This is a genomic window from Delftia sp. Cs1-4 (genome assembly GCF_000214395.1).
In the GTDB taxonomy this organism is placed as follows: domain Bacteria; phylum Pseudomonadota; class Gammaproteobacteria; order Burkholderiales; family Burkholderiaceae_C; genus Comamonas; species Comamonas acidovorans.
The window spans coordinates 903,201-930,196 of the sequence record NC_015563.1; the positions used below are offsets into that span (position 1 = coordinate 903,201).

Consider the following 26,996-nt stretch of genomic DNA (forward strand, 5'->3'; position numbering starts at 1 on the left):
AGCACCAAAAGCAAACCCGCGCTGCCGACATGCAGCAGCGCGGGTTGCTTGTTGACGCGTCTTACCGTCCGGTACGCTGCCTGCGCGCCATGCCCATGAAGCCGGCGGCTCCCGCCATCAGCGACAGCAGCAGCAGGCCCCAGCGGTCCAGCGTGGGGATGCTCTGCGCTCCTGCGGGGGCTCCAGGCAGGGCCAGGATGACGGGATCGACGAACTCGCCATTGACCGTCTTGTCGTCATCGCGCAGGCCGCCGTCCACGATGGTGTAGCTGACCTGGTTGCCACTGATGGTGGGCGTGAAGGGCTGCCACTTGGGCGTTGCGGTGGCGTCGTACTTCATCAGCTGCGCGTTGGCGGGCACGGGGGACGTGAAGGTGAGTGTCACGGTCAGCGTGCTGCTGGGCGCGCACTGCTTGGCCGTGAAGTCCACGGCGGCCTGCGGGTAGGTGAAGGCCGCCGGCAGCGGGCCCAGCGAGCCGGCCACGGCAGAAGGCGAGGTGAAGTTGGCCGCAGTCAGCGTGCAGGTGGGGCTGCTGTTGGCAATGCCCAGATCCACACCCGAGCCCGAGGCGCTTTGCCTGGCCTCGCGCGTCACCGTCACCACATAGGTTTTCTTGGTCGTGCCGTCCTGCGCCGTGACTTCGATGGACACGGTATTGCTGCCCACATTCAGCGCCACCGGGGTGGAGGCCGCTGCGCCGTTGACCAGGATCGTGGCGCCCGCATCGGCTGCGGTGGCCGTCACCGTGACAGTGCTGCTGGTGTTGGGCACGGTGGCCGTGTAGGCCAGGGTGCCTGCACCAAAGCCCGGTGCGAGCGTGCCGCTGCTCAGAGCCAGGGCGCTGAGGTCGGCGTTGGTGGAGTTCACCACCAGGGTGTAGCTGGTGCTGCCCGAGGTGAACGGAGCACCCGTGCCCGTGGAGGAGTCCGTGGCCGTGATGGTGAAGGTGAAGCTTCCCGCCGCGGTGGGCGTGCCGCTCAGAACACCGGTGCTGGCGTTGAACGTCATTCCGGTCGGCAGCGTGCCGCTGCTGGCGTAGGTGTAGGGCGCCGTGCCTCCGCTGGCAGTGAAGGTCTGCCCTGCATAGGCCGTGTTCAGCCTGGCAGCCGGCAGCGTGGAAGCTGCAGGCGTCAGCACCACCGTGGCTGCCGCCACGCTGCCACTGTAGGTGCGCTGGCCGCTGATGCTGCTGCTGTCGGTCGCCTGCACCGTGAAGCTGAAGGCCCCGGCCGCCGTGGGCGTGCCGCTGATCACCCCGGCGGGCGACAGCGACAGGCCTGTGGGCAGCGTGCTGCCGCCGGCCATTGCAAAGGTGTAGGGCGTTGCGCCGCCGCTGGCGGTCAGGGTCTCGCTGAACGAGACACCTACCTTGGGCGTGCCGGCCAGCGTCGCGGGCGTCACCGTGATGGCCACATAGGTGAACTGGCCTGCCGCGCCGGTGGCGCTGGTGCCGCCGGTCGTTGTGACGCGCACATCGACCGTGCCCGCCGATCCTGCTGGCGCGGTGGCCGTGATCTGCGTGGCGCTGTTGACCGTGAAGCCCGTGGCGGCCGTGCCGCCGAAGGTCACGGCCGTGGCGCCGGTGAAGTTCGTGCCGGTCAGGGTGACCGTGGTGCCACCAATCGAAGAACCGCTTGCGGGCGAGACGGAAGTCACCGTGGGCGCGGCCACGTAGGTGAACTGGTCGGCCGCACTGGTGGCGCTGGTGCCGCCCACTGTGGTGATGCGCACGTCTACCGTGCCCGTGCCGGCAGGCGCTGTGGCCGTGATCTGCGTGGCGCTGTTGATCGTGAAGCCCGTGGCGGCCGTGGCGCCGAAGGTCACGGCCGTGGCGCCGGACAGGTTGGTGCCGGTCAGGGTCACCGTGGTGCCGCCCGCTTGTGGGCCGCTGGTGGGCGAGATGGAGGTCACCGTGGGCGCAGGCACATAGGTGAACTGGTCGGCCGCGCTGGTGGCGCTGGTACCGCCCGCGGTGGTGATGCGCACATCTACCGTGCCCGTGCCGGCAGGCGCTGTGGCCGTGATCTGCGTGGCGCTGTTGACCGTGAAGCCCGTGGCGGCCGTGGCGCCGAAGGTCACGGCCGTGGCGCCGCCCAGGTTGGTGCCGGTCAGGGTCACCGTGGTGCCGCCTGCCTGCGGGCCGCTGGTGGGCGAGATGGACGTCACCGTGGGCATGGCCACGTAGGTGAACTGGTCTGCCGCGCCGGTGGCGCTGGTGCCGCCAGTCGTGGTGACGCGCACATCGACCGTGCCCGGCGACCCTGCAGGCGCGGTGGCCGTGATCTGCGTGGCGCTGTTGACCGTGAAGCCCGTGGCGGCCGTGCCGCCGAAGGTCACGGCCGTGGCGCCGGAGAGGTTGGTGCCGGTGATGACCACCGAGGTTCCTCCTGCGGCTGGCCCTGCCGTGGGCGAGACGGAAGTCACCGTGGGCGCGGCCACGTAGGTGAACTGGTCTGCCGCACTGGTGGCGCTGGTGCCGCCCACGGTGGTGATGCGCACGTCGATCGTGCCCGCTGCGTGGGCAGGCGCGGTGGCTGTGATCTGCGTGGCGCTGTTGACCGTGAAGCCTGTGGCGGCCGTGGCGCCGAAGGTCACGGCAGTGGTGCCGGAGAAGTTGGTGCCGGTGATGGTCACCGTGGTGCCCCCACTGGTCGGGCCGCTGGTGGGCGAGATGGAAGTCACCGTGGGTGCTGACACATAGGTGAACTGATCGGCTGCGCTGGTGGCGCTGGTGCCGCCCACCGTGGTCACCGTCACATCGACCGTGCCGGCGCTGCCCGCGGGCGCGGTGGCTGTGATCTGGGTGTTGCTGTTGATGGTGTAGGTGGCGGTCGTGGCGCCGAAGCGCACGGCGCCGGTGCCAGGTGCTGCGGCGAAGCCGGTACCGGTGATGGTCACCGTGGTGCCGCCGCCGGTGGGACCTGCCGTGGGCGAGATGGAGGTGACCGACGGTGCCGCCACATAGGTGAACTGGTCGGCGGCACTGGCGGGACTGGTGCCGACGGAGTTGCTGACGCGGATGTCCACCGTGCCCGTTCCGGGTGGCGCCGTGGCCGTGATGCTGGTGGCGCTGTTGACCGTGAAGCCGGTCGCTGCCGAGGCGCCGAAGTTCACGCCCGTGGTGCCGATGAAGTTCGTGCCCGTGATGGTGACCGCCGTGCCGCCCGCCTGAGGGCCTGCCGTGGGCGCGATGCTGGTGATCGTGGGCGTTGCCAGGTAGCTGAATTGATCGGCCCCGCTGATGGCGCTGGTGCCGCCCGTCGTTGTGACGCGCACATCGACCGTGCCTGTACCCGCAGGCGAGGTGGCGGTGATCTGGGTGGCGCTGTTGACGACATAGCTGGCGGTTGTCGCGCCGAATAGCACGGCGGTGGCGCCGGACAGGTTGGTGCCGGTGATGACCACGCTGGTGCCGCCAGCCTGCGGGCCAAAGTTGGGCGAGACGGATGCCACCGTGGGCGCGGGCAGATAGGTGAACTGATTGGCTGCGGCAGTGACGCTGGTGCCGCCTGCCGTCGTGACGGTCACGTTCACCGTGCCCGATCCTGCCGGTGCCGTGGCCGTGATCTGGGTGGCGCTGTCGACCGTGAAGCTGGTCGCCGGCGTGCCGCCGAAGCTCACGGCGGTCACGATGGGGCTGTCGATCACGTTGGTGAAGTTGGCTCCGATGATGGTGACCGGATATCCGCCAGCGGCCAGGCCGCTCGTGGGCGACAGCGCCGTCGCAGTGGGTGTGGCTGGGGGGAAGGGATCAACGGCCAGATCGTCGAAGGCGAAGTTGCCGCCTTCGCCAACCGTGGCGTCGTTGGATACCCGTACTTCGTCCACATCCGCCAGCGCGCTCAGATCGATAGGGATGAATTGCTGCGTCATGGGAAACGTCTTGGTGACGGTCACGCTGGCACCGGACACGGGGCTGCCGCCGCGATAGCCCGTGAGTGTGAACTGGGTCATGGAGCCGTAGGCATGGATGCGCACCCGTGCGAGGCTGAAGCGGTCCGTGCCATTGGCCGCCTTGATGATGGCGTTGCCGTCAAGGGTGGCGGAGGTGATGGCGTCGCCGGACGTGATGATTCCCGGGCTGCCCATCTGCAGGTCCGCTGCAGCGAAATAGGACCACTGGCCGGTGAAGCGAAGCCCGTTGTAGTCCGGGGCAACATCCGAGAAGGCGCCAGGCGTGGCGCTGCTCCCGAAGCCGATGATGCCCGGGTCCACTGCGGCATGGGCTGGAGCCGCCAGTGCCATCACCAACCCGATGAACCACGCAAACCACATGGACAGCATGCGTGAAGCGGACTTGGGCCTGGGGGTGTGGTTGGTGGGCATGGCGGGCAATGGCTGGAGGTGGAAGAACGTCAGGGCCTGACGGGGAATTCGCCGGACAGGCAGATGCAGAAATTCAGCGCCAGAACGGGTTGCATATTGCTGTGGGCCTGGTTGCCGCCGACGGGCAGCAGCGCTGTCGGCGCCATGGCCGAAGTGGCAGCTCCCGCTGCATAGGTGGGCCTGGCGCTGCCCCGGGGCGGTACGCCTTGCATGCCCTGCGCCAGCAAGTTGCCGCTGGGGGTGGCCGCCGTGGCGCCGGCGCCCTGGGCGCTGATGCCGTGGCTGTGCGCCGGTATCTGCGCAAGGGTCAGCGTTTCGGTGGCTGTGCCCATGGTTTCACCGATGTCGCGGAAGCTCAGTCCAGGTCCCGTGCCGGCGCCCATGGCGGCCTTGCCCTGCAGATTGGGCAGCATGAAATTGGTGGTTCCGTTACCGCCGAACCGGCTTCCGATGACCGCAAAAAGCGCTGCATTCTGCTGTACCTGTATGGTCTGGCCTGCGCAAAAGGCCCAGTTGACAGGAGCGAAGGAGAAGCCGAATGCGCGGACCTCGCCGTAGAAGGGATCTGCCATATGGATGTTTCCTTGGGGGGAGGCTTGTTCAGTTGCGGGGCGGGAAGATCCCGGAGCTGGCGATGCACCAGTTGATGACCAGCGAGGGCTGCATGTTCTGGTGAGGCTGGCTGCCGCCGCTGATGTCCACGGCGGTGGCAGCCATGAAGGAATTGGTGGGCGCGCCATAGGCAGACAGGCCATTGGCGGCCTCGGCCATCACATTGCCGCCGGGGACATTGGTGGTGGCCACCGCAGCGCTGGACAGCAGCTGGTGGGTGTGCTGGGGCATCTGGCTGGGGGTCAGCGTGACGTTTTCCGTACCGTCGATCAAGCCGAGCACAACGCCGCCGCCGTATCCAATGGGCGCGCGACCACGCAGATCGGGCAGGCCGAAGTTCGTCGAGCCATTGCCGCCGTATCGGTTGCCCAGCAGCGCAAACAAGGCCTGGTTCGTACTGATCGGCAGAATCGCTCCGTTGCACAGCAGCCAGCCCCTTGGGACCTGGCCAAAGGCGAATGCGCGGATCTCTCCGAGAAAGGGTTCCATGAAGTGCTCCTGTCCGTGCTATGTGAAGCTGGGGAAGATGCCCAAGAGGCAGATGATGTAGCTCAGCACCAGGCTGGGCATGACGTTGTTGTGCGGCTGCCCGCCGCCGACGATCTGCACCGAGCTGGGTCCCAGGGTGGCGGCAGTCGTGGCGGGTGAGGGGGCGTAGAGGTTGAACCCCGTGACGGCTGCCGGTACCTGCTGTTGCGGCTTGCTGGTGCTGGCGGCGCCGGCCGCCGAGAACGGGTGGGTGTGCCCGGGCAACTGGCTGATGTTCAGCGTTACGTCTTCCGCACCCATCTGCTGGCCCAGAAGGCGGTTGCTCCCGCCCGGCAACTGGCCTTGGCCAATAGGAAGTCGGCCCTGCAGGTTGGGCAGTGCGAAGTTGGTGACGCCATCGCCGCCATAGGTGGTACCCAGCAGCACGAAGAGTGCTTCGTTCTCGCTGATGGCAACCAGCCTGCCGTCGCACAATGCCCAGTTCTGGGGGGCAAAGTTGCCCGCAAAAAGACGGATTTCTCCAATATATGCCTCGCTCATGGCGTCTCCTCCTCTTTGATCGACGTGTTCATGCGTGTGATGAGTGCCTGGTAGCTGGTTTGCCCCGGCTCCGCATCCACGACGGGCCCCAGGAACAGAGCAAAGCGTCCCAGGCGTTCGTGGGAAAGCAGGTAGGTGTCGTGGGTCGGGCGGCCGATGTCAGGCCCCTTGAAGCGCAGCGAGCAGCGCGAGGCCAGCAATCCCTGCGTGACCGTGGCCTTTTCCAGGCGCAGCGCCACGGGCGCGGCACCGGGGAGCTGCAACGCGAAATCGGTGCCGACCAGGCCGGTGAAATCCTCAGGGCAGGGCATGCGCGCAGGCTGCGGCGCGCGGCGCATATACCAGTACACGCCGCGATCGGCCTCGGTGACAAAGCCCAGGCGCTGGTAGTGGCCGAGGATGGGGTTGTTCTTCTCCACATGCAGCCCCAGCGCAATGCCCAGGGCGTCCGATTCGTCGATCAGATCCTGCAGCAACTGCCGCCCCACGCCCTGGCGACGGTGCCTGGGAAGCAGGGCGATATCCACCACGCGGATTTCCTGCGGGCTGCGGTCCACATACAGCCGGCCCGCTATCTCGCCATCGCGCAGCACCAGATCGAAACTGGGGTTGGCGTAGGCCGTCGAATACTGGGTGTGCTGCGCCATGAACTGCTGGCGAATGAAAGCATTCCATTGCTCCTCGGGCCAGCCGAATTGTTCGCGCTCCTGCTCGCGTGTGGAGGCGAAGATGGCCAGGAGAGCGGCTTCGTCGCCGGAACCAATGGGTTGAAGCGCCAGCGCACCGCAGGATTCGGCGTGAGGGCTGCGGAGACTGGTATGGGCAGGCGCAGTGCTCATGAATGGAAATCGACTGGAAACGCAGGAGTTCCAGTCGGGAATAATTGAAAAGAGTTGTTAAATCATAGGCAGGTTTTGCAAAGGATTGTCAAATTTCTTTGAGAAAGGATTTTCAATATGCCAGAAAATTCACGCGCAAGATGAGTGTTCCCATAGGGAAGGATCTGAATCGATTGATATTTGAAATTGACAATGCCCTATCAATGCATTGATGTTGTTTATTGTTGATATTGATTGTTCATTCAAATACTACAGGATTGCCATTTTGAATATCCCTGAAATCAGTGATATTCAACTCAAACAGCGCGGCGCCGGGAAATCGATCACGCTGCGGATGATCTCGCGCATTTCCGTGATCAGCGGCCGGGCATCGTCGCGGCGCCATTGCACGGTGTAGGTCAGCGGGGCCAGCGCGCTGTGCTTTGCGGCCTCGGCGCTGCCGTCCAGCACGCGCAGGCGGCCGCGTTCCTGCAGGGCCAGTGCCCATTGCTCGGGCATGTAGGTGAAGCCCAGGCCGTCCACCACCATGCCCACCACGGCGCCCCAGCTGTTGCAGGAAAGGCGCCGCTCCACGGCCAGGCCGTGGCGGCCCAGCCAGTCGTCCAGCGTGCGCGTGGCGCCCGAGCCGGTGGGCAGGGCGATCAGCAGTTGCTCTCGCACCAGGCGCCGGGGCAGGCCGGTGCCGGCGCGGGCGATGAAGTCGTCGCTGGCGGCCCAGACGAAGCGCACCTGGGCGACCTGCTCGAAGGCCAGGCTGCTGCGCGAGGACGGCCCGGCAATGACCACGCAGTCCAGCTCGCCATCGACGATGCGCTGCTCCAGCACCTGGCCGATGTCGGTGTGGGGCTCCAGCTGCAGGTCGGGATGCAGCTCGGCCACCCGCTGCACCAGCCGGGGCAGCCAGGTCAGGCCGCTGAGTTCGCCAAAGCCGATGCGGCAGCGGCCCTGCAGGCCCACGCTGCGGCCCGCCGCCTCGCGCAGCTGGGCGGCGCCGTGCAGCAGCTCGCGGATGCGCGGCAGCAGCTGCTCGCCCTGGGGCGTGAGTTCGGCGGCGCGGCCGCTGCGGTCGAACAGCTGCACGCCCAGCGAGGCCTCCAGCTCCGCAATGCGCTTGGACAGCGATGAGACCGACAGGTGCACGCGGTCGGCCGCCACGCTGAAGTTCAGGCAGGTGGCGGCCCAGTAGAAGGCTTCGAGCTGTTTGAGGGTCATGGCGACATTCTTCCAAAATCGAAATATCGATTCCTATTTATTTCGCTTTTCTTTGCAGGTTGGCGCTTCTACATTGGCCGGCAATGCCTGCCAACACTGTCCCCTCCACCACCGCTCCTGCAGCTGCTGCACCAGCCCCTGCCCGGCCGCCGCGCCGCCTGCGCCAGGTGCTGTCGCTCGATGATTTCGAGCGGCTGGCGCGGCGGCACCTGCCGCGCCCCATCCATGCCTACATCAGCGGGGCGGTGGAGGACAACGCCTCGCTGGCGGACAACCGCCGCGCCTTTGCCGAGCTGGCCTTCGTGCCGCGCGCGCTGGTGGGCGTGGCACAGCGCGATCCCTCCTTCGAGCTGTTCGGGCGCCGCTACGGCGCGCCCTTCGGCGTGGCGCCCATGGGCATTGCCGCACTGTCGGCCTACCGGGGCGACCTGGTGCTGGCCCAGGCCGCACAGCAGGCGGGCGTGCCGGCCATCATGAGCGGCTCCTCGTTGATCCGGCTGGAGGAGGTGATGGCGGCCGCGCCCCACACCTGGTTCCAGGCCTACCTGCCGGGCGACCAGGGCCAGATCGATGCGCTGCTGGACCGCGTGGCCGCCGCCGGCGTGCAGACCCTGGTGATCACGGTGGACACGCCCGTGGCCGCCAACCGCGAGAACAATGTGCGCGCCGGTTTCTCCACGCCGCTGCGGCCCGGGCCGGGCCTGGCCTGGCAGGGCATCAGCCACCCGCGCTGGCTGTTCGGCAGCTTTCTCAAGACCCTGTGGCGCCACGGCATGCCGCATTTCGAGAACAACTATGCGCACCGGGGCGCGCCCATCCTGTCGGCCAGCGTGATGCGCGATTTCTCGGACCGTTCCCACCTGGCCTGGCCGCATTTGGCCGCCATCCGCCAGCGCTGGCAGGGGCAGCTCGTGGTCAAGGGCATTCTTTCGGCCGCAGACGCCGTGCTGGCGCGCGATCACGGCGCCGACGGCCTCATCGTCTCCAACCACGGCGGGCGCCAGCTCGACGGCGCCGTGGCACCGCTGCGCGTGCTGCCCGGCATCGTGCGCGCCGTGCCCGGCCTGCCGGTGATGCTGGACAGCGGCGTGCGCCGGGGCACCGACGTGCTCAAGGCCCTGGCCCTGGGCGCGCGCTGCGTGTTCGTGGGCCGGCCCTTCAACTACGCGGCCTCGGTGGCCGGGCCGGCGGGCGTGACCCACGCCATGGCCCTGCTGCGCGAGGAGGTGCTGCGCGACATGGCCATGCTGGGCGCCACGCGCCTGGACCAGGTCACGCCGGCCTGCGTGCGCCATGCGCAGGCCTGGGATGCGTTCTGAGCGGCAAGACAACGGTATCGACACAGACAACAGACACAGACACAGACGGAGACACAGCAGTGAGCAAGATTCCCGGATTCCATATCCACGCCCGGCCCGAGGCCGCCCTTGGCGATGCGCTGCTGCAGCGCTACCGCGGCTTTCCGGTCGCCAACGTCAGCGACGCCATGAGCCGCACCACGGGCACCTCGGCGCTGCTGCCCTTCCATCGCCGCCAGGGGCCGCTGGTGGGCCGTGCGCTGACCGTGCGCACGCGGCCCGGCGACAACCTGATGGTGCACCAGGCCATCGACATCTGCGGCCCCGGCGACGTGATCGTGGTGGACGCGGGCGGCGCCGGGCCCAACGCCATCATTGGCGAGATCATGCTGGCGCTGATGATGGCGCGCGGCGCGGCCGGCATCGTCATCGACGGGCTGATCCGCGACAGCGACACCATCGGCCAGCATGAGCTGCCCGTGTATGCGCGCGGCGTCTCGCACCGCGGCCCCTACAAGGACGGCCCCGGCGAGCTGCATGTGCCCGTCAGCATCGACGGCATGGTCGTCCACCCGGGCGACCTGGTGCTGGGCGATGGCGACGGCCTGCTGGCCGTGCCCGCCGCCGAGGCCGCCGCCATTGCCGACCGCGTGGAAGCCATACAGCGGGACGAGGCCGACGTGCTCGCCGCCATTGCCGCAGGCCGCGCCGACCGCTCCTGGGTGGCGCGCACGCTGGCCGCCAAGGGGGTGCTGTGATGGACCGCCGCGTTGTCCGCTTCGACTACTGGCTGGATGCGGCCTTTGACCGCATCGTCTCGGCCGCGCCTGGCGTGCAACTGGTCACCTGCCGGCGCGAGGGCGACGATGCCGCCGCCTGGCAGGCCCTGGCCGGCGCCCAGGTCTACCAGATCACGGCCGCCAAGGACGAGCTGCCGCGCCACTGGTTCGCCACGGCGGATCTGCTGGCACGCTGTCCCGATCTGCTGGCCGTGTCCTCCAGCGGCTCGGGCTGCGACACCATCGACATCGAGGCCTGCACGCGGGCCGGCGTGGCCGTGATGAACCAGTCGGGCGGCAATGCGGACTCGGTGGCCGAGATGGCCATCGGGCTGATGCTGTCCGTGCTGCGCCGCATCAACGAATCCGACCGCCTGCTGCGCGCCCCTGCCAGGGGCTTCAGCCGCGAGGACGTGATGGGCCACGAGCTGCGCGGCCGCACCCTGGGCCTGGTGGGCGTGGGCGAGGCCGGCAGCCGCGTCGCGGCCCTGGGCCGGGCCTTCGGCATGCAGGTGATCGGCTGCGACCCGGCCTACGACGCAGCCGGCCTGGCGGCACGCGGGGCCGAGGCCGTCGGCTTCGACGAACTGCTGCAGCGCGCGGACATCGTCTCCCTGCACTGCCCGCGCGATGCCTCCACGCTGGGGCTCATGGACGCCGCTGCCTTTGCGGCCATGCGGCCGGGCGCCATCTTCGTGAGCACGGCGCGCGGCGGTATCCATGACGAGGCCGCCCTGCACGCCGCCCTGGCTCGTGGCCACCTGGCCGGCGCGGGGCTGGATGTCTGGGACCAGGAGCCGCCGCCCGCCTCCCATCCGCTGCTGGGCCTGCCCCAGGTGGTGGCCACCTTCCACACCGCCGGTGTCACGCACGAGGCCCGGCGCAACAACGCCGAGCTGGCCGCCACCCAGATCGTGCAACTGCTGGCCAATGGCCAGCGGCCCGCGCGCCTGGTCAATCCCGAGGTCTGGCCGCATGCGCGCGAGCGCATCGCCAGGGCCTTGGACCCGTCCCGTTCCCTGTCCCGTTAGCCGCTTCCTTCACCATGACTAAAAAGCCTCTCAGACCACTGCAAGAGGCGACCCAGGAGACAAAGATGACACAGCAAGCAAGGCGCGCATTGTGCGCAGGCCTGGCCGCCGCCTGCATGGCGCTGCCGGCCCTGGCCCGGGCCCAGGCGCAGAGCGAGGCCCCCTATCCCTCGCGCAACATCGAGATGATCGTGGCCTACGGGCCCGGCGGCGGCACCGACCTGGTGGCGCGGCTGCTGGCCCGCCATCTGGAAAAGAAGCTGGGCGGCAGCGTGGTCGTGCTCAACCGCCCCGGCGCGGGCGGCGGCATCGGCTTTGGCGAACTGGCGCGCGCCAAGCCGGATGGCTACACCATCGGCTTCATCAACACGCCCAACGTGCTGACCATTCCCATCGAGCGCAAGAGCAGCTTCCACTGGAGCCAGTACGACCTGCTGGGCAACCTGGTGGACGACCCGGGCGGCTTTGCCATCCACAACAGCAATGCCATCACCACGCTGGCCGGCCTGGCCGCCTACGCCCGGGCCAACCCCGGCGCCGTGACCGTGGGCACCACGGGCACGGGCTCGGACGACCACCTGGCCATGCTGCTGTTCGCCAAGGCCACCGGCACGCAGCTCACCCATGTGCCCTACAAGGGCGCGGGCGAGGTGCGCGCCGCCGCCACGGGCCAGCAGATCACCATCGGCGCCATCAACGTGGGCGAGGTGCTGGCCTACCAGAAGGGCGGCACTCCCATCCGCCTGCTGGGCCAGATGTCGGCCGCGCGCAGCTCGCTGGCGCCGCAGGTGCCTACGTTCAAGGAGCAGGGCATCGATATCGAGCTGGCCTCCCTGCGCGGCCTGGCCGCGCCCAAGGGCTTGCCCGAAGGCGTGCGCAAAAAGCTGGTCGATGCCGTGGCCGCCATCGCGGCCGACCCGCAGTTCAGGCAGCAGGCCGAGGCCATGTACGCGCCGCTGCGCTATCTGGCGCCGCCCGCCTACGCGGCCGAGCTGGAGCGCACCGAGGCCGGCTTTCGCAAGCTCTGGACCGAGATGCCCTGGCAGGACGGAAAGCCCTGAAGGCCCTGGCCATGCAAACCTTTGAATGGACAAGGACGACTGCCATGACCCCTCTGTCGCGCCGCAGCCTGGCTGCGCTCACCCTGTGCACGCTGGCCCTGCCCGCGCTGGCGCAAGGCCCCATCACCCTCATCGTGGGCTGGCCTGCGGGCGGCCCCTCCGACAACGTGGCGCGGCTGGCGGCCACGCGCATGAGCGAGGCCCTGGGCCAGCCCATCACCATCGACAACCGGGCCGGCGCGGGCGGCAACCTGGGCAGCGACGCGGCGGCCCGCGCAAGGCCCGATGGCAACACCATCATGCTGGCCACCGTGGCCTCGCACGGCCTGAACTCCGCGCTCTATGCCAAGCTCAACCACGACCCGCTCAAGGACTTCGCGCCCATCGGCATGATCACCACCTCGCCCAGCGTGCTGCTGGTGCCCGTGGCCTCGCCGCTGCGCTCGGTCAACGATCTGCTGGAGGCGGCGCGCGCCAGGCCGGGCCAGCTCAACTACGGCTCGGGCGGCGTGGGCTCCAGCCAGCACCTGGCCGGCGCCAGCTTCAAGCAGCTCACGGGCGTGGATGTCACCCACATCCCCTACAAGGGCACGGCCCCGGCCATGACCGACCTGATGGCGGGCCGCGTGGACTTCGTGCTCACCACGGGCGCCATCCCCTTCATCCGCTCGGGCAAGCTGCGCGCCCTGGCCGTGGCCTCACGCCAGCGCCTGCCGGCCCTGCCCGATGTGCCCACGTTCGAGGAAGCAGGCGTCAAGGGCTTCTACACCGACTCCTGGTACGGGCTGGTTGCCCCGGCCGGCACGCCGCGTGCGGCGCTGGAGCGCCTGAACGGCGCACTGGCCACGGCGCTGCGCAATCCCGAGGTGCAAAATCAGTTCATCGAACAGGGCTCGCTGCCCGTCAAGCCCATGGGCGTGGACGCGTTCTGGCGCTTCGTGCGCGAGCAGATGCCCGTGGCGGCCGAGCAGGTGCGGGTGTCGGGGGCCAGAGCCGAGTGAGCGCAGCCGGGGGCGGGCGGCCACGCGGGATCGGCACGGGCGCCTGCACGGCCGCAATGCAGCCAGCGTGTCACTGGCAGGTCACTGGTAATTGAGCGTGAAGGTGGCCCGTCCGTTGGCCAGGCCTGTGGTGACGGAGGGCTGGGTCTGGACATAGCGCGCCGTCAATGGAATCACGTGGTTGCTGGTGTTTGGGGTGATGATGCCCGCCTGCCACTGGTTGGGATTGCCGAAGTTGGCGGAGTCCTCGCCGTAGCTGATGACCTTGTCGCTGCTGCGGATCTGGATGCCGATGCCGGCAGCCCCTCCGGTCACCGTCAGCACATCGGAGCGGTTGGCGGCATCGTTGGCATCCGTGAGCGTGACGAATGGGCGCAGGGTGGAATTGGCTTCGCCCCCGGTGCAGATCAGTTCCAGATCGAATGACTGGGGCGCGGAGGTAGCGCCTATCCCGTTGAACAGTGACCTGTTGATTCGCTGCAGGTTCACGGCGATGTTGCTCGTCTTCACCCGGCAACTGGCGCCTGTGCGCACCACGGTGCTGCCGGCCGCCATCACGGACCAGATATTGCAAAGGCTATTGCAGTCAAACCGGGCGGTTGCATAGCTGCTGACGCTGAAAGTGCCCGATTGAACGGCGCCTGTCTTGATGAGTTGCATCCATATGGTTTGCTCATGTACATCATCCTTTTGCCATCCCGTGGCTCCTGAATTGTTGGACGTAGTGGTGATGGACATGGTTTTGCCATTGGGGAAATTCCTGGCTTTCCATGTGGCACGCCAACGGATTCCTATTCCGCGCAAAGATGTGGAGTAGATATCGCCGTCCAGCGTAGTGGGGTTCATGATTTGGGGCCATATTTCTGAAGATGGCCCCGAAAGCACACTGTAGGAAATGGTGTCGAGAGTGGATTTGAACATGGGCGATTCCCATAGCACTGATCCATTCATGATATTTCCTGCGGGAACGTTGATGATTTCCGGTAATTGGACGATGGATACTGCCGGGGTAAACATGCCTCCATAAATGGAGCTTACAGAAAAGCAAAGCGTTGCCGGAATGAGAAAATATCTGATTTTTTTCATATGAATGAAACCGGAAACGATGCAGAAGAGTTTGATGGGCGTGCTCCAAAGTCTATTCCTATGATTTATGAAAATCCATAGGATCATTCTTATTTTGGCAATGCTTTTTCATGACTCCAATGCCGTGTTCCGCCCGCTGCCGTGGCGCGGCATGGCCACCGGGGCCGGCATGCGGCACACCTGGCGCAAGCGGCGCCAGCGACGTGGCGGCCGCCTGGGCACGGCCGCCTGGGCATGGCCGCCACGGGCGACGCCTTTGCAAGACGCCTGGGCTGAGCCCGTGGCTCAACCCCGCCTGCGCGCCGCCAGCCCCTGCACCACGGCCGCCAGCCGGTCGATTTCCTCGGTGGTGTTGTAGAAGGCCAGCGAGGGCCGCACCGTGGTCTCCACGCCGAAGCGCCGCAGGATGGGTTGCGCGCAGTGGTGGCCGGTGCGCACGGCGATGCCTTCGGCGTTGAGCGCCTCGCCCACCTCGGCCGTGGTCCAGCCCTTGAGCACGAAGGACAGCACGCTGGCCTTGTCGGCCGCCGTGCCGATCAGGCGCAGGCCGGGGATGGGCGCCAGCGCCTGCGTGCCGTACTGCAGCAGATCGTGCTCGTAGCGTGCGATGCGCTCCATGCCCAGGGCCTGCACGTAGTCGATGGCGGCGCCCAGGCCCACGGCGTCGGCAATGTTGCCTGTGCCCGCCTCGAAGGTGTTGGGCAGGGGCTGGTAGACGGTTTTCTCGAAGGTCACGTCGGCAATCATGTTGCCGCCGCCCTGCCAGGGCGGCATGTCCTCCAGCACCTCGCGCCGTCCCCAGACCACGCCGATGCCCGTGGGGCCGAAGACCTTGTGGCCCGAGAACACGAAGAAGTCCGCACCGATGGCCTGCACGTCCACGGCCATGTGCGAGACCGACTGCGCGCCATCGACCAGGGCCCTGGCGCCCGCCTGGTGGGCCAGCTCCACGATCTGCTGCACGGGCACGACCGTGCCCAGCGCGTTGGAGACCTGGGTGACGGAGACGATCTTGGTGCGCGGGTTCAGCAGCTTGCGGTATTCATCGATGAGCACCTGGCCCGAGTCGTCCACCGGGATCACGCGGATCTTCGCGCCCTTGGCGGCCGCCAGCTGCTGCCAGGGCACGATGTTGGCGTGGTGCTCCAGGTGGGAGACGATGATCTCGTCGCCCTCGCCCACATGCTGCCAGCCCCAGCTCTTGGCCACGAGGTTGATGGCCTCGGTGGTGCCGCGCACGAAGATGACCTCGTTCACGTCGGGCGCGTTGATGAAGCGGCGCACGCGCTCGCGCGCGCCCTCGTAGGCGTCGGTGGCGCGCGCGGCCAGTTCATGGGCCGCGCGGTGGATGTTGGAGTTCTCGTGCTCGTAGAAGTGGCGGATGCGCTCTATCACCGCGCGCGGCTTGTGCGTGGTGGCCGCGTTGTCCAGCCAGGCCAGGGGCCGGCCGTTGACGCGCTCGGACAGGATGGGAAAGTCCCGGCGCACGGCATGCACGTCGAAGGGCGCCTGCACGCCGGCCGCTCCATGCCTTGCCCCGTGCGAAGCCTGCTGGCGCTGCAGCGGATGGGCCGGCGTGGTGTAGCCGGCGGGCAGCACCACGGGATCGACAAAGTAAAAGCGCGGCTCGGCCGAAGGCACGGTGGACGCTATGCAGGGCCCTTCGGTGGGCACGCCGATGCGCGGCACGGCGGGTGCCGCAGGTGCAGCAGGTGGTGTGAACGGGAGCGCGGCCAGCGCATCCAGCGGATCGCCCTGGCGCTGGGGCACGCCCAGCACCTGCGATCCCAGGCGCGGCTCGTAGGCGGGCAGGGCGCTCACGACATGGTCGGGCACGCCGTTGCCGGCCTGGGCATGGGGCAGCAGCGCGGGCGCGCGGTGGGCCAGCGAGGCCAGCGGCGCGGGCGAGGCCGGCAGCAGGTTGCTGCCCGGCGCCTGGCCCTGCGGGATGGGCGTGCCCGGCACGCCGGGGCCCAGGCCTGCGGGGCTGGCCAGCGGCGAGCCGGGCGGCGCCACGTTCACGGGGGCCTGCACGCCAGCAGGCAGGCCGGGCAGGGCAGGAGCCGATCCCGGTGCGGCGGAGAACAGGGCGTTGGCCATGCGCGCCAGCGCCTCGGGGTCGAAGGGCGCCTGGGGCGCCACGGAGGTGATTGCAGACACGGTCAACGCCCGGCCTCTTTACTTGTAGGTGTCGGGATAGTCGTGGTACTTGCCGATCTCGACATCGTCGAGCACGGCCAGCGCGTCGGGCGTGAGCACGGCCAGCGAGCAGTACAGCGAGATCAGGTAGGACGCGATGGCATGGTTGTTGATGCCCATGAAGCGCACCGACAGGCCCGGGCTTTGCTCGCCCGGCAGGCCGGGCTGGTACAGGCCGACCACGCCCTGGCGCTTGTCGCCCACGCGCAGCAGCAGGATCTTGCTCTTGCCATCGGCCACGGGCACCTTGTCCGAGGGGATCAGCGGAATGCCGCGCCAGGTGATGAACTGCGAGCCGAACAGGCTGACCGTGGGCGGCGGCGTGCCGCGGCGCGTGGCCTCGCGGCCGAAGGCGGCAATGGCCAGCGGATGGGTCAGGAAGAAGGCGGGCTCCTTCCAGACCTTGGTCAGCAGCTCGTCCAGGTCGTCAGGCGTGGGCGCGCCGGTCAGCGGGAAGATGCGCTGCTCGTCCGTGACCTGGGCCAGCAGGCCGTAGTCGGGGTTGTTGATCAGCTCGCTTTCCTGGTTCTCCTTGATGGTCTCGATGGTCAGGCGCAGCTGTTCCTTGATCTGGTCATGCGGGCTGCTGTAGAGGTCGGAGATGCGCGTGTGCACATCCAGGATGGTGGAGACGGCGTTGAGGAAGTACTCGCGCGGCTGCTCCTCGTAGTCCACATAGGTGCGCGGCAGCTGGTTGTCTTCCTGCTTGGCCGTGCAGGTGACCTTGATGGCCTCCGGGTTCTTGACGCGGTTGAGGCGGTAGATGCCGGCCTCCACCGGCGACCATTGCAGCAGGTGCGTCAGCCAGCGCGGGCTGATGGTCGAAAGCTGGGGAACGGTTTTGGTTGCGTTGGCCAGTTGCCGCGCGGCGTTGTCGCCTAGCGCGGTCGTGCCGCCCACTGTTGCCGACATGTGCAGACTCCGTGATCAGTTCAGGAAAAAAGGAAGGGGAAGGAGGGAAACAGGGCCAGTGTCCCGGCCCGCGCACATGTCTTCAACATGCTATAGCCGCCAAGCGCAGGCCGCGCACCAGCTGGTCGTGGGCCACGGTCTCGCCGCGCATGACCAGGGCCGAGGGCTGCACGCCCAGCGAGACGGCCAGCTTCTCCACGGTCAGCAGCGAGGCGATGACGCGGCCGCGCTCTATCTCTCCCACGTAGGAGCGGTTCAGGTCCGAGTGCTCGGCCAGCCGCTCCTGCGACCAGCCATGCGCCTCGCGCGCCTGGCGCACGGCAATGCCGAAGCTGGTGACAAGACGGGTGCTCATAGGGCCACCTCCCGGGGCTGCTGCGCGTGCTCGCGCGCGTGGGCCTGGGTGACATGGGCGCCGGGCGGCACGTCCTCGGTCACCCAGACATTGCCGCCGATGACGGCGCCGCGCCCCAGCGTGACGCGGCCCAGGATGGTGGCGCCCGCGTAGATGACCACGTCGTCCTCCACCACCGGATGGCGCGCCAGGCCCTTGCGCAGGTGGCCGTGCTCATCGGTGGGAAAGCGCTTGGCGCCCAGGGTGACGGCCTGGTACAGCCGCACGCGCTCGCCGATCACGGCGGTCTCGCCGATCACCACGCCCGTGCCGTGGTCCATGAAAAAGCCCCGCCCGATCTTCGCGCCCGGGTGGATGTCGATGCCCGTCTGCGCATGCGACAGCTCGGCCACGATGCGCGCCAGCAGCGGCTGCTCCAGCAGGTACAGCTGGTGGGCCAGGCGGTGGTGGATCATGGCCAGCACGCCCGGATAGCACAGCAGCACCTCGTCCACGCTGCGCGCGGCGGGATCGCCCTGGAAGGCGGCCAGCACGTCGCTGTCGAGCAGGCGGCGGATCTGGGGCAGGGACTCGGCAAAGGCGCGTGCGATGTCCAGCGCCATGGCATCGGCGCCCGCTGCCGTGTGGGGCGCGGACAGCCGCAGCTCCAGCCGTATCTGGCCCAGCAGCGCATGCAGGGCCGAGTCCAGCTGGTGGGCCACGAAGATGTCCTCGCTTTCCTGGCGCAGGTCGTGCGGGCCCAGGCGCATGGGAAACAGGGCCGCCTTGAGCTGGTCGATGAGGGTGGAAAGCGCGTCGCGCGAGGGAAACTCGCGCGCCCCGGGCTCCTGGGTGCGGCCGTGGGCCTCGCGCCATTCGCGGCGCGCCGCATGCAGGTTCTGGGTGAGTCCGGCAATGTCGAAACTGGCCATCTGCGTGCTCCTTCAGTCTTGAATCCAGGGCAGGCCGTGGAAGCGCCAGCCGTCGTTTTTGCCGCGCTGCTGATGCGCGTCGATCTCGCCCTCGAAGCCTTCGAGCACGTTGAACACATGGGTGAATCCGGCCTGGGCGGCCGCCTGGGCCGCCAGCACCGAACGCTTGCCGCTGCGGCACAGCAGCAGGGCCACGGCCTCCTTGCCGCCGTGCGGGGCCAGGCGCGCTTCCAGCTCGCGGGCAAAGCGCGGGTTGCGCGTCAGCGCCGTGCCCGTGGCCCAGGGCACGTGCAGGGTGCCCTGCACCTGGCCGACGAACTTGCGTTCCTCGGCCGTGCGCACATCGACCAGCACGGCCTGGCCGGCCTGCACCAGCGCCCAGGCCACGGGCGGGCGCACGCCGCCTGCGTGGCCCAGCCCCTGTGCGCGGGCGTGTTCCTGCGCCTCTTCCAGAGCCTGGGGCAGGGCGGTTTCCAAAGTGAGGGCTGTCATGTCGTCGTCCTTGCGGAGAATTCGCGGGTTGGTGGCTATAGGCACCAATCTAAGAACTTCGCGGCAAGCCACCAACGAACAAGAGCGGCGTTTGATAGAAGCAAAACGTCTATGAAGGCGCCGCGTGGCGCCATGCCCGGTTCGGGCGATCAGGCCGTCAGCAGCCGCTGCAGCATCCACAGGTTCAGCGACACCACCAGGGCCGCGCAGCCCCACAGCACCGCCGACATCCTGGGGCCAAAGGCCAGCTCGCCCAGCGCCTTGCGCCGCGTGGTGAACAGCAGCAGCGGCACGATGGCAAACGGCAATTGCAGGCTCAGCACCACCTGGCTGAACACCAGCAGGGCGCTGGCGCCGGTGCTGCCGTACCAGGCGGTGGCCACCACGGCAGGCACGATGGCGATGCAGCGCGTCAGCAGGGCGCGCAGCGCGGGCGACAGGCGGATTTGCAAAAAGCCTTCCATCACGATCTGCCCGGCCAGCGTGCCCGTGACCGAAGAACTCAGCCCCGAGGCCAGCAGCGCCACGCCGAACACCGCGCTGGCGATGCCCACGCCCAGCAGCGGGGACAGCAGGTGGTAGGCGTCCGACAGCTCGGTCACCGGCGCCTGGCCGGGCCGGTTGAACGCGCCGGCCGCCACCACCAGGATGGCGGCGTTCACGAATAGCGCCAGCCCCAGCGCCACCGTGGAGTCCAGCGTGGCCAGGCGGATGGCCTGGCGCGTGCCCTGGGGCGTGGTGTCATGCCGGCGTGTCTGCACGATGGACGAATGCAGGTAGAGGTTGTGCGGCATCACCGTGGCCCCCACGATGCCCACGGCCAGGTACAGCATCTGCGGATTGGCCACGATCTCCATGCCCGGCAGCAGCCCGCGCAGCACGGCCGCCACGGGCGGCTGCAGCCACACCAGCTGGGCGGCAAAGCACAGGCCGATCACGGCCACCAGGGCGATCACCACCGACTCCAGGCAGCGAAAGCCCCGGCTTTGCAGCGCCAGGATCAGCATCACATCCACCACCGTGATGCACACCCCGGCCACCAGCGGCAGGCCGAACAGCAGGTTCAGGCCGATGGCCATGCCCAGCACCTCGGCCAGGTTGCAGGCCACGATGGCGATCTCGCAGAAGAACCACAGCACCAGGTTGATGCGCGGGGAAAACTGCGCGCGGCAGGCCTGGGCCAGGTCCCGCCCGCTGGCCAGGCCCAGGCGCACGGCCGCCGCCTGGAACAGCATGGCCATCAGGTTGGAGGCAAAGATCACCGCCAGCAGCGAGTAGCCGAACTGCGAGCCGCCCGCGATGGAAGTGGCCCAGTTGCCCGGGTCCATGTAGCCCACGGCCACCATGTAGCCGGGCCCGGCGAACGCCAGCACGCGGCGCGCGTTGTCCGAGCGGCTGGCGCCGCGCGGCACGGCAATGCTGCGATGCACCTGAGGCAGGCTGGGCGTGCCCGCGTGGCCGTTGTCCGGCTCGATGGCGCCGAAGCAGCCCTGTTCAGCCGCAAGCACGGTGTCGTTCATGGGGGCCTTTCCGCCGGCTGGGGCACGCGGTTGCAGGGGGGATGCCTATCGGGCGGTCGGCACCAGGCCGCTGGCGGGCGCAATGGCTGCGGCGGCGGGTGCGGCATCAGTGCCTGCGCCGCGCCACAGCGCCACGAGATCTCCGGTCACGATGACCGCGCCGGCCAGCACAATCAGGCTGCCCACGCAGCGGCGCGCCACGGTGGCAGGTTTCAGGCGCCGCGGCGTGCGGCCCGGAGTGTGAGCCGGAGTGCGGGGGGCGGATGAGGAAGGCAGAAGGGACATCATGGCAACTCCTTGGCAGGGGAACGCTTGTCTCGGGCCAGCCCCGGGGAAGCCCGCCTGCCCCGGCCGGTGCGGGGCAGGCGGGCGGTCCGCGTCAGGCGTAGGCGCTGCTCATCACCAGCGAGCCGTTCACGCCGGCAGGGAAGAACCCGCCCTTGGTCGCCGTGTCCTTGGTCAGGTACACGATGTTCAGCACGTCGCCCGGCGAGCGGCTGAAAGCGATGCCGTTGGAATCCAGCGGCACGATGTTGGACGTGGTGGCATCCCCCGTGATGCCCTGGTCCACGTCGGTGGAGCCGTCCAGGCTGTCGCGCGCATCCGAGATGGCGCCGGCCGCCGTGCGCAGCGCGGGCGTGGCCAGTCCCTTGGCGTACAGCACCGTGCGCACCAGACCTGCGTGGTAGGCCTCGGCGGCCAGGATGCCGGCGGCTGCCTCCAGATAGGTCTTGTTGGTGATCAGCGGCGATGCGCCCTTGTAGGCGGTGACGCCCACGTCCTCGAAGATGAAGGCCCCCAGCAGGAAGTTCTCGTCACTCGCATAGGGATCGAAGGCCGTGCCCGCGCCCACCAGCCCGGCCGCTCGCGCGGCCACCGAGAAGGCGCCGTTCGGGTCGGTGCCGCCGATGTCGATCTGCGGCTGCGCCACCGCGGCCGAGCCCAGCGCCGCGCGCAAAAAGGCCACGTGGGCGATCTCGTCCTGGGCGATCTCCTTGGCGTACTGCGCCACCACGGGGTCCTTGAAGGCCACGGCACGGCCGCCCGTGATGGCCCCCTGCGTGCCCACGCCCGACTGCAGGTTGGCGGGCAGGCCGGTGCCGAACACCGCGTAGTGATAGAACTGCGACTCCAGATACTCCAGGTTGAGGGCGAAGTTCAGGATCTCCGCATCCGTGGGCCCGTTGGCCTGCGCATTCGCATCGCCCCCGCCGCCGCCGCAGGCGGACAGGATCACCCCGCCCGCCATGCCCACGGCCACGCCGCTGGTCTTGCGGAAGAACTGGCGCCTGTCCTCCAGCTTCTTGGCACGTTTTTGCAAAACCCCGATCAACACTGATTCGTCGGACATGATGGTTCCTCTCGGTTCGCGGCAGGCGCGAACGGTCAACGTGAAGAATGCGCCTCCGGCCGAAAGCACACGGGTGTGGCGAAAGCGCGTTCCACTGAAGAGGTGGCCACCTGCTCCAGGGGAATGGGATGCGTCCCCGCTATCCGGCAGTACGCAGGCCGCGCAGGTCTGGATGTGCCGCAATTGAAAGCGCAGGTAACGGTTTGCGGATGCAGCCGTTTCTTTTTCTTTTTTGAATCCAGACCCCGCTGCGCTGCGTATCCAGATCAGCCGGAATCGTTCGGCTTGTCATCAACCCGCTAGGAGCATTCCATGGTCTCGATTCAAAACACCCGCAAGCTGGCCTCGTTCGGCCTGGCCATCGTGATGTCGGCTGCCTCCGTGGCCGCCATGGCCGATGTGATGGTGGGCGGCGCACCCATGCTGCCGTCCAAGGACATCATCGACAACGCCGTCAACTCCAAGGACCACACCACCCTGGTCGCAGCCGTCAAGGCGGCGGGCCTGGTCGATACGCTCAAGGGCCCGGGTCCGTTCACCGTGTTCGCGCCCACCAATGCCGCCTTCGAGGCCCTGCCCGCAGGCACGGTGGACACCCTGCTCAAGCCCGAGAACAAGGGCACGCTGACCACCGTGCTGACCTACCACGTGGTGGCCGGCAAGTGGGATGCGGCGGCGCTGTCCAAGATGATCAAGGACGGCAAGGGCATGGCCAGCATCAAGACCGTCAGCGGCGGCACGCTGGTGGCCAAGTCCAGCGGCTCCAAGATCATGCTGACCGATGAAAAGGGCGGCACGGCCACGGTGACCATCCCCGACGTCTACCAGTCCAACGGCGTGATCCACGTGATCGACAAGGTGCTGCTGCCCAAGTGAGCGGCACAGGCAGCGAGCGGGCCGGCCACTGACCGCCGTGGTCAGTGGCCGGAGCCTTGCGCCTTCGCCATGCGCCTTGCGGGCGCTCCGCCGGAGGGCGCGCCGCCAGAGGGCGCCCCGCCAGAGGGCGCGCCCCCATAGGTCGATCCCGCATAGATGGCCGCCAGCGTCAGCGCCATGCCGGCCAGCGCCATCGGCGTGGGCCGGGCGGTGAAGAACAGCACGTCGATGGCATAGGTGCCTATGGGTTCGGCCAGCAGGATGAGGCCGGCCAGCGAGGCCTTCACATGCGGCACGGCCGTGCTCACCATGAGCCAGGCCACGCCCTGCACCAGCAGGCCATACAGCAGCAGCGTGCCGAAATCGGCCGCACTGGCAATGGCCAGCGACTCGCCCTCCAGCCACGCGGCCGCCAGCAGGCAGGGCGCGGCGGCGGCACACAGCACGGCCATGTTGACGGCCGGATGCGTGGCGTGCGGCGGGGTCTGCCCCTTCTTGATGAAGACCACGCACAGCGCATAGGCCGCAGCCGATGCCAGGCCCAGGGCCACGCCCAGCCAGTGCTCGGACGCCGAATCCGGGCCTGAGGCCACGGGCAGGCCCGCACCCGACACCATGAGGATGCCGGTGGCCGCCAGCACCAGCGCCACGAAGTAGACGACCGTGATCCGCTCGCGGAACACCGCCCAGGCCAGCCCCGCCAGAAAGAACGACTGGCAGTTGGTCAGGATGGCGCCCAGGCCCGGCCCCACCATGCGTATGCTCTTGTGCCACCAGTACAGGTCCAGCGCCAGCGCGGCGCCGGCCAGGCAGGCGTACAGCAGGGCCTGGCGCGTCATGCGCCAGCGCAGGCCCCGCCACAGGGCAAAGCCGGCCAGCCCCAGGCCACCCAGCAGCATGCGGTAAAAGCCCATGGCGCTGGTGCCCATGCTGCTGAAAGCCACGGCCACGCCGGACAGGCTCAGGATCAGCCCGCCCACGGCCAGCAGCGCCAGGTAGCTTGTCTTTCCGTTCATGCGCCTGGCCCCGTCACGCTTGCCGGTCGGCGGCATCGCGCCGCCGGTATTCGAGCTGGCGCGCCGTCTCGGCCGCGATCTCCGCGCCCAGCAGGCGCTCCACCAGGTGCAGGGCCATGTCGATGCCCGCCGCAAACCCGCCCGAGGTGACGATGGCGCCCTCATCGATCCACAGCCTGTCGGCGCTCACGCGGGCAGCCGGCGCAATGGCGCGCAGGTCTTCCGTGTCCTCGAAGTGCGTGGTGGCCTCGCGCTGGTCCAGGAGCCCCGCCCGCCCCAGCAGGAAGGAGCCCACGCAGACGGAGCCCGTCACCTCGCTGCTGCCGGCCACCTGCCGCAGCCAGGCGGCGACCTCGGGTGCGGCCAGTTCGGCCTGCAGCGCGCCGCCGGCCACGATCACCAGGTCCAGCGGGGGATGGTCCTGCAGGCTGGCCTGCGCCTGTATGCCCACGCCTTCGCGCGTGCGCACGGCGGCGCCGCTGCGGCTGATCACCACGGGCTGAAACGGGGGCGAGGCCGCCAGCCCGCGCCGCACCGCCACGCGCGCGGCCACGTCGAACACCTGCAGCGGCCCTGCAAACTCCAGCAGCACCACGCCATCAAAGACGAAAAATCCAACGGTCCGGGTCTTCATCCACCACTCCTGTCTGTCGAGGAGTGGCAGCTTAGGCAGGCCGCAGCGCGCGGTCTTGGACGGAATTGATCAGGCCGGGCCGCTCAAGGCCGCTCAGGGCCGAATGGCCTGGCGGTACTGCGAAGGCGCCACGCCATGCGCGCGGCGGAACCAGTTGGAGAAATGGCTCTGGTCGTAGAAGCCCAGCGACAGTGCCACCTCGCTCAGCGCCAGCGTGCCGCGCAGCAGGCTGCGGGCGCTTTCGGCGCGGCGGGCCTGGTGGTAGGCATGGGGCGTGATGCCGTAGCGGCGGCTGAAGCTGCGGATGGCGTGCTCGGGACTGAGCCCGCAGACGGCGGCCAGCCGCGCGGCGCCCAGCTCCTGGTCCGCATGGGCGTCGATGAACTCGCGCAGCAGTGCCGCGCTGGCGCCATCGGGCGCATGCGGCCGGCCGGGGCTGTGCACCACGCGGCGCAGCAGCGCCAGCAGGGCCTCGTCGGCGGCCAGGCCGTCCTGCGGGCCTTGCAGCAACTGCCGGGCGCAGGCCCGGGTCTGCGGGTCGCGCAGGCTGACGGCGTCGAACCAGCCATCGCGCACGCCCAGCAGCGCGTGCATGCGGGCGGGCTCGACATGCAGCATGTCGTAGGTCCAGCCCTGCTCGCCGCCCGGGCGCCCGTCGTGGATCTCGCCGGCGTTGAACAGCGCGATATCGCCCCCCGTGAACTCGCGCTCGGCGCCCCGGCTCCAGCACAGCTCGCGCCCGCCGTGGATGACGGCAATGCCCATGGTGTCGTGGAAGTGGCGCGGATACCGGTGCTGAACGGCATGGCCGCTGAGGATTTCCACGCCGCCCAGCGCGCAGTGGCGGCGGTAGGTCAGGGCGCGTTGCGGGCGCTTGCCGGGTATGGGCGCGGCCATGGCCGGTCTCAATCCGCGCCGGGGGCCGCTGCCGGCGTCCTGGCCTGCGCGGCCAGCTTGGACAGCCGCCAGCGCGTCAGGTCGTCCGCGCCGGGGCCGGCCTCCACGCGCAGCTCGGAAAAGGGCACGCTCTGGCCCGATTCCTCCTCCACCAGCGCCAGCCGCAGGGGCGTGCCTGACTGCGCACGCACAAAGCGCATGGGCGGCTGGGCCTGCTGCTGCAGGCGCCACCGGTCGCCGACCTGGGCCAGCGCCTGGATCACCAGGGACAGGTCGCGGCCCTTGGGCGTGAGCAGGTACTCGTAGCGGTCCGGGCCGCTTTGGTAGAGGCGGCGCTCGACCAGGCCGGTCTGCTCCAGCTGGCGCAGGCGGTCGGTCAGCGTGGCATTGGTGATGTCCGTGGACTTTCTCAGGTCGTCATAGCGGCTCAGGCCCAGCATCAGGTCGCGCAGCACCAGCATGGCCCAGCGGTCGCCTACGGCCTCCAGCGCGGTGGCGATCGAGCAGGCCATGCCCTCGAAGCTCTTGGATCGCATGGGGTTTCCCTTGTGTGTTCGCGGTTGTCGCAGGCCTGGAGTGTCTCAGCAAAACGCAAGCCCGGCCCGCAAAGGTGGATTGCGTGCTTGTAACTCTAATGATTGGAGTTTATATTTGGAGCCACTATCAACCACGGCTTTTCAAGCAAGGACTTCCTTCATGAGCACGCATCAAGGCACCGCCATCGTCACTGGCGCCTCATCCGGCATTGGCGCCGTCTACGCAGACCGCCTGGCCGCCAGGGGCCATTCCCTGATCCTGGTGGCCCGCCGCGAGGACCGGCTGCAGGCGCTGGCGCAGCGCCTGCGCAGCGCGCATGGCCGCGAGGTCGAGGTGGTGGCCGCCGACCTGGCCGACGCCGCCGGCCTGCAGCGCGTGGCGGCGCTGCTGTCGGGCGAGCGTGACATCCGCATGCTGGTGAACTGCGCCGGCCTGGGCGCCCTGGGCCCGGCCGCCCAGGTGGATGCAGGCGAGGTCGATCGCATGGTCATGGTCAACATCCATGCGCTGACGCGGCTGTCGCTGGCGGCGGCGCGGCTGTTCGCCACGCGCGGCCGGGGCACGCTGATCAACATCGGCTCCATCCTGGCCGTGATGCCGGTGCCGGGCGCCTCCAGCTACGGCGCCTCCAAGGCCTATGTGCTGAACTTCACGCGCTCGCTGCAGGCCGAGCTCGCTTCCAGCGGCGTCATGGTGCAGGCGGTGATGCCCAGCCTTGTGCACTCCGAATTCTTCGGCGGCAAGCCCGCGCCGTTTCCCGAGCACCTGTTCATGTCGCCCGAGGCCTTGGTGGATACGGCCCTGGTCGCACTCGACCAGGGCGAGGCCATCTGCTTTCCCACGCTGGGCAGCACGACCGCCTGGCTGGACTTTGACCAATCGCGCGCCAATCTCGTCAAGGCGCTGACGCTCAGCGGCGTGCCGGCAGCGCGCTACCAGGGCGCGGATGCAGGCCAGCCCGCCTGACGGCCCGCCGCGTCGCCACCCCGGATTTCCCGAAACCTTTTCTTTTTTGCACCCG

At 68.6% G+C, this 26,996-nt stretch carries 26 protein-coding genes; 7 read left to right on the top strand and 19 right to left on the bottom strand.

What is annotated here, in order from left to right:
* Nucleotides 1–61: 61 nt before the first annotated feature.
* From DELCS14_RS04000 to DELCS14_RS04025, 6 genes are all read right to left on the bottom strand, one after another.
* Complete coding sequence (locus tag DELCS14_RS04000; protein WP_013800553.1) at nt 62–4,327, bottom strand: IPTL-CTERM sorting domain-containing protein; 4,266 nt, start codon at nt 4,325–4,327, stop codon at nt 62–64.
* A 29-nt stretch (nt 4,328–4,356) separates the two neighbouring features.
* Nucleotides 4,357–4,899: a tail fiber protein gene (locus DELCS14_RS04005; RefSeq protein ID WP_013800554.1), complete on the bottom strand. Its 543-nt coding sequence runs from the start codon at nt 4,897–4,899 to the stop codon at nt 4,357–4,359.
* Nucleotides 4,900–4,927: 28 nt separating this feature from the next.
* Nucleotides 4,928–5,428, bottom strand: coding sequence for a tail fiber protein (locus DELCS14_RS04010; protein ID WP_013800555.1), 501 nt, complete (start codon nt 5,426–5,428; stop codon nt 4,928–4,930).
* An 18-nt stretch (nt 5,429–5,446) separates the two neighbouring features.
* Nucleotides 5,447–5,968, bottom strand: a complete 522-nt coding sequence (locus DELCS14_RS04015; protein WP_013800556.1) for a tail fiber protein — start codon at nt 5,966–5,968, stop codon at nt 5,447–5,449.
* The gene (locus tag DELCS14_RS04020) at nt 5,965–6,807 is read right to left on the bottom strand and encodes an N-acetyltransferase (RefSeq protein WP_013800557.1); all 843 of its coding nucleotides are present in this window, start codon (nt 6,805–6,807) and stop codon (nt 5,965–5,967) included. Before DELCS14_RS04020 ends, DELCS14_RS04015 begins: the two co-directional genes overlap by 4 nt.
* A gap of 291 nt (nt 6,808–7,098) precedes the next feature.
* Nucleotides 7,099–8,019 carry a LysR family transcriptional regulator gene (locus tag DELCS14_RS04025; protein WP_013800558.1) on the bottom strand — a complete coding sequence of 307 codons (921 nt, stop codon included), beginning with the start codon at nt 8,017–8,019 and terminating at the stop codon, nt 7,099–7,101.
* Nucleotides 8,020–8,102: 83 nt separating this feature from the next.
* On the opposite strand from DELCS14_RS04025, the gene DELCS14_RS04030 reads away from it, so the two are divergent.
* The 5 genes from DELCS14_RS04030 (at nt 8,103) to DELCS14_RS04050 (ending at nt 13,189) form a co-directional block, all read left to right on the top strand.
* Nucleotides 8,103–9,338, top strand: coding sequence for an alpha-hydroxy acid oxidase (locus tag DELCS14_RS04030; protein WP_013800559.1), 1,236 nt, complete (start codon nt 8,103–8,105; stop codon nt 9,336–9,338).
* Nucleotides 9,339–9,397: 59 nt separating this feature from the next.
* Nucleotides 9,398–10,075, top strand: coding sequence for an RraA family protein (locus DELCS14_RS04035; protein ID WP_013800560.1), 678 nt, complete (start codon nt 9,398–9,400; stop codon nt 10,073–10,075).
* Nucleotides 10,075–11,127, top strand: coding sequence for a hydroxyacid dehydrogenase (locus DELCS14_RS04040; RefSeq protein WP_013800561.1), 1,053 nt, complete (start codon nt 10,075–10,077; stop codon nt 11,125–11,127). The genes DELCS14_RS04035 and DELCS14_RS04040 overlap by 1 nt, the downstream gene beginning before the upstream one ends.
* A gap of 65 nt (nt 11,128–11,192) precedes the next feature.
* Nucleotides 11,193–12,188, top strand: a complete 996-nt coding sequence (locus tag DELCS14_RS04045; protein ID WP_013800562.1) for a tripartite tricarboxylate transporter substrate binding protein — start codon at nt 11,193–11,195, stop codon at nt 12,186–12,188.
* A gap of 44 nt (nt 12,189–12,232) precedes the next feature.
* Nucleotides 12,233–13,189 carry a tripartite tricarboxylate transporter substrate binding protein gene (locus DELCS14_RS04050; RefSeq protein WP_013800563.1) on the top strand — a complete coding sequence of 319 codons (957 nt, stop codon included), beginning with the start codon at nt 12,233–12,235 and terminating at the stop codon, nt 13,187–13,189.
* An 81-nt stretch (nt 13,190–13,270) separates the two neighbouring features.
* Here DELCS14_RS04050 and DELCS14_RS04055 read toward each other — a convergent pair whose 3' ends face one another.
* From DELCS14_RS04055 to DELCS14_RS04095, 9 genes are all read right to left on the bottom strand, one after another.
* Nucleotides 13,271–14,275 carry a fimbrial protein gene (locus DELCS14_RS04055; RefSeq protein WP_228676848.1) on the bottom strand — a complete coding sequence of 335 codons (1,005 nt, stop codon included), beginning with the start codon at nt 14,273–14,275 and terminating at the stop codon, nt 13,271–13,273.
* A 285-nt stretch (nt 14,276–14,560) separates the two neighbouring features.
* Nucleotides 14,561–16,441 (bottom strand): family 2A encapsulin nanocompartment cargo protein cysteine desulfurase, encoded by a 1,881-nt coding sequence (locus DELCS14_RS04060; protein ID WP_013800565.1) that lies wholly within the window; start codon nt 16,439–16,441, stop codon nt 14,561–14,563.
* Nucleotides 16,442–16,453: 12 nt separating this feature from the next.
* Nucleotides 16,454–17,386 carry a family 2A encapsulin nanocompartment shell protein gene (locus tag DELCS14_RS04065; protein ID WP_013800566.1) on the bottom strand — a complete coding sequence of 311 codons (933 nt, stop codon included), beginning with the start codon at nt 17,384–17,386 and terminating at the stop codon, nt 16,454–16,456.
* 82 nt (nt 17,387–17,468) lie between these two features.
* Nucleotides 17,469–17,741, bottom strand: a complete 273-nt coding sequence (locus DELCS14_RS04070) for a helix-turn-helix transcriptional regulator (protein WP_012207587.1) — start codon at nt 17,739–17,741, stop codon at nt 17,469–17,471.
* Nucleotides 17,738–18,652: a serine O-acetyltransferase EpsC gene (epsC, locus tag DELCS14_RS04075; protein ID WP_013800567.1), complete on the bottom strand. Its 915-nt coding sequence runs from the start codon at nt 18,650–18,652 to the stop codon at nt 17,738–17,740. Before epsC ends, DELCS14_RS04070 begins: the two co-directional genes overlap by 4 nt.
* 12 nt (nt 18,653–18,664) lie before the next feature.
* Nucleotides 18,665–19,144: a rhodanese-like domain-containing protein gene (locus tag DELCS14_RS04080; RefSeq protein WP_013800568.1), complete on the bottom strand. Its 480-nt coding sequence runs from the start codon at nt 19,142–19,144 to the stop codon at nt 18,665–18,667.
* Nucleotides 19,145–19,293: 149 nt separating this feature from the next.
* Entirely contained in the window at nt 19,294–20,664 is a 1,371-nt protein-coding gene (locus DELCS14_RS04085) for an Nramp family divalent metal transporter (RefSeq protein ID WP_013800569.1), read from the bottom strand.
* A 45-nt stretch (nt 20,665–20,709) separates the two neighbouring features.
* On the bottom strand, nt 20,710–20,952 hold the full coding sequence (locus DELCS14_RS04090; protein ID WP_013800570.1) for a hypothetical protein: 243 nt from the start codon (nt 20,950–20,952) through the stop codon (nt 20,710–20,712).
* Between the two features lie 91 nt (nt 20,953–21,043).
* Complete coding sequence (locus tag DELCS14_RS04095) at nt 21,044–22,015, bottom strand: ferritin-like domain-containing protein (protein ID WP_012207582.1); 972 nt, start codon at nt 22,013–22,015, stop codon at nt 21,044–21,046.
* Nucleotides 22,016–22,327: 312 nt separating this feature from the next.
* Here DELCS14_RS04095 and DELCS14_RS04100 point away from each other — a divergent pair, with 312 nt between their 5' ends.
* Complete coding sequence (locus DELCS14_RS04100; RefSeq protein ID WP_013800571.1) at nt 22,328–22,891, top strand: fasciclin domain-containing protein; 564 nt, start codon at nt 22,328–22,330, stop codon at nt 22,889–22,891.
* Between the two features lie 41 nt (nt 22,892–22,932).
* On the opposite strand, the gene DELCS14_RS04105 is transcribed toward DELCS14_RS04100, so the two are convergent.
* From DELCS14_RS04105 to DELCS14_RS04120, 4 genes are all read right to left on the bottom strand, one after another.
* Complete coding sequence (locus tag DELCS14_RS04105; RefSeq protein ID WP_013800572.1) at nt 22,933–23,907, bottom strand: DMT family transporter; 975 nt, start codon at nt 23,905–23,907, stop codon at nt 22,933–22,935.
* 13 nt (nt 23,908–23,920) lie between these two features.
* The gene (locus tag DELCS14_RS04110) at nt 23,921–24,541 is read right to left on the bottom strand and encodes an AraC family transcriptional regulator (RefSeq protein ID WP_013800573.1); all 621 of its coding nucleotides are present in this window, start codon (nt 24,539–24,541) and stop codon (nt 23,921–23,923) included.
* A 93-nt stretch (nt 24,542–24,634) separates the two neighbouring features.
* Entirely contained in the window at nt 24,635–25,438 is an 804-nt protein-coding gene (locus tag DELCS14_RS04115) for an AraC family transcriptional regulator (protein ID WP_013800574.1), read from the bottom strand.
* An 8-nt stretch (nt 25,439–25,446) separates the two neighbouring features.
* Entirely contained in the window at nt 25,447–25,974 is a 528-nt protein-coding gene (locus DELCS14_RS04120) for a helix-turn-helix domain-containing protein (RefSeq protein ID WP_012207577.1), read from the bottom strand.
* A 160-nt stretch (nt 25,975–26,134) separates the two neighbouring features.
* Here DELCS14_RS04120 and DELCS14_RS04125 point away from each other — a divergent pair, with 160 nt between their 5' ends.
* The gene (locus tag DELCS14_RS04125) at nt 26,135–26,941 is read left to right on the top strand and encodes an SDR family NAD(P)-dependent oxidoreductase (RefSeq protein ID WP_013800575.1); all 807 of its coding nucleotides are present in this window, start codon (nt 26,135–26,137) and stop codon (nt 26,939–26,941) included.
* Nucleotides 26,942–26,996: the final 55 nt, after the last annotated feature.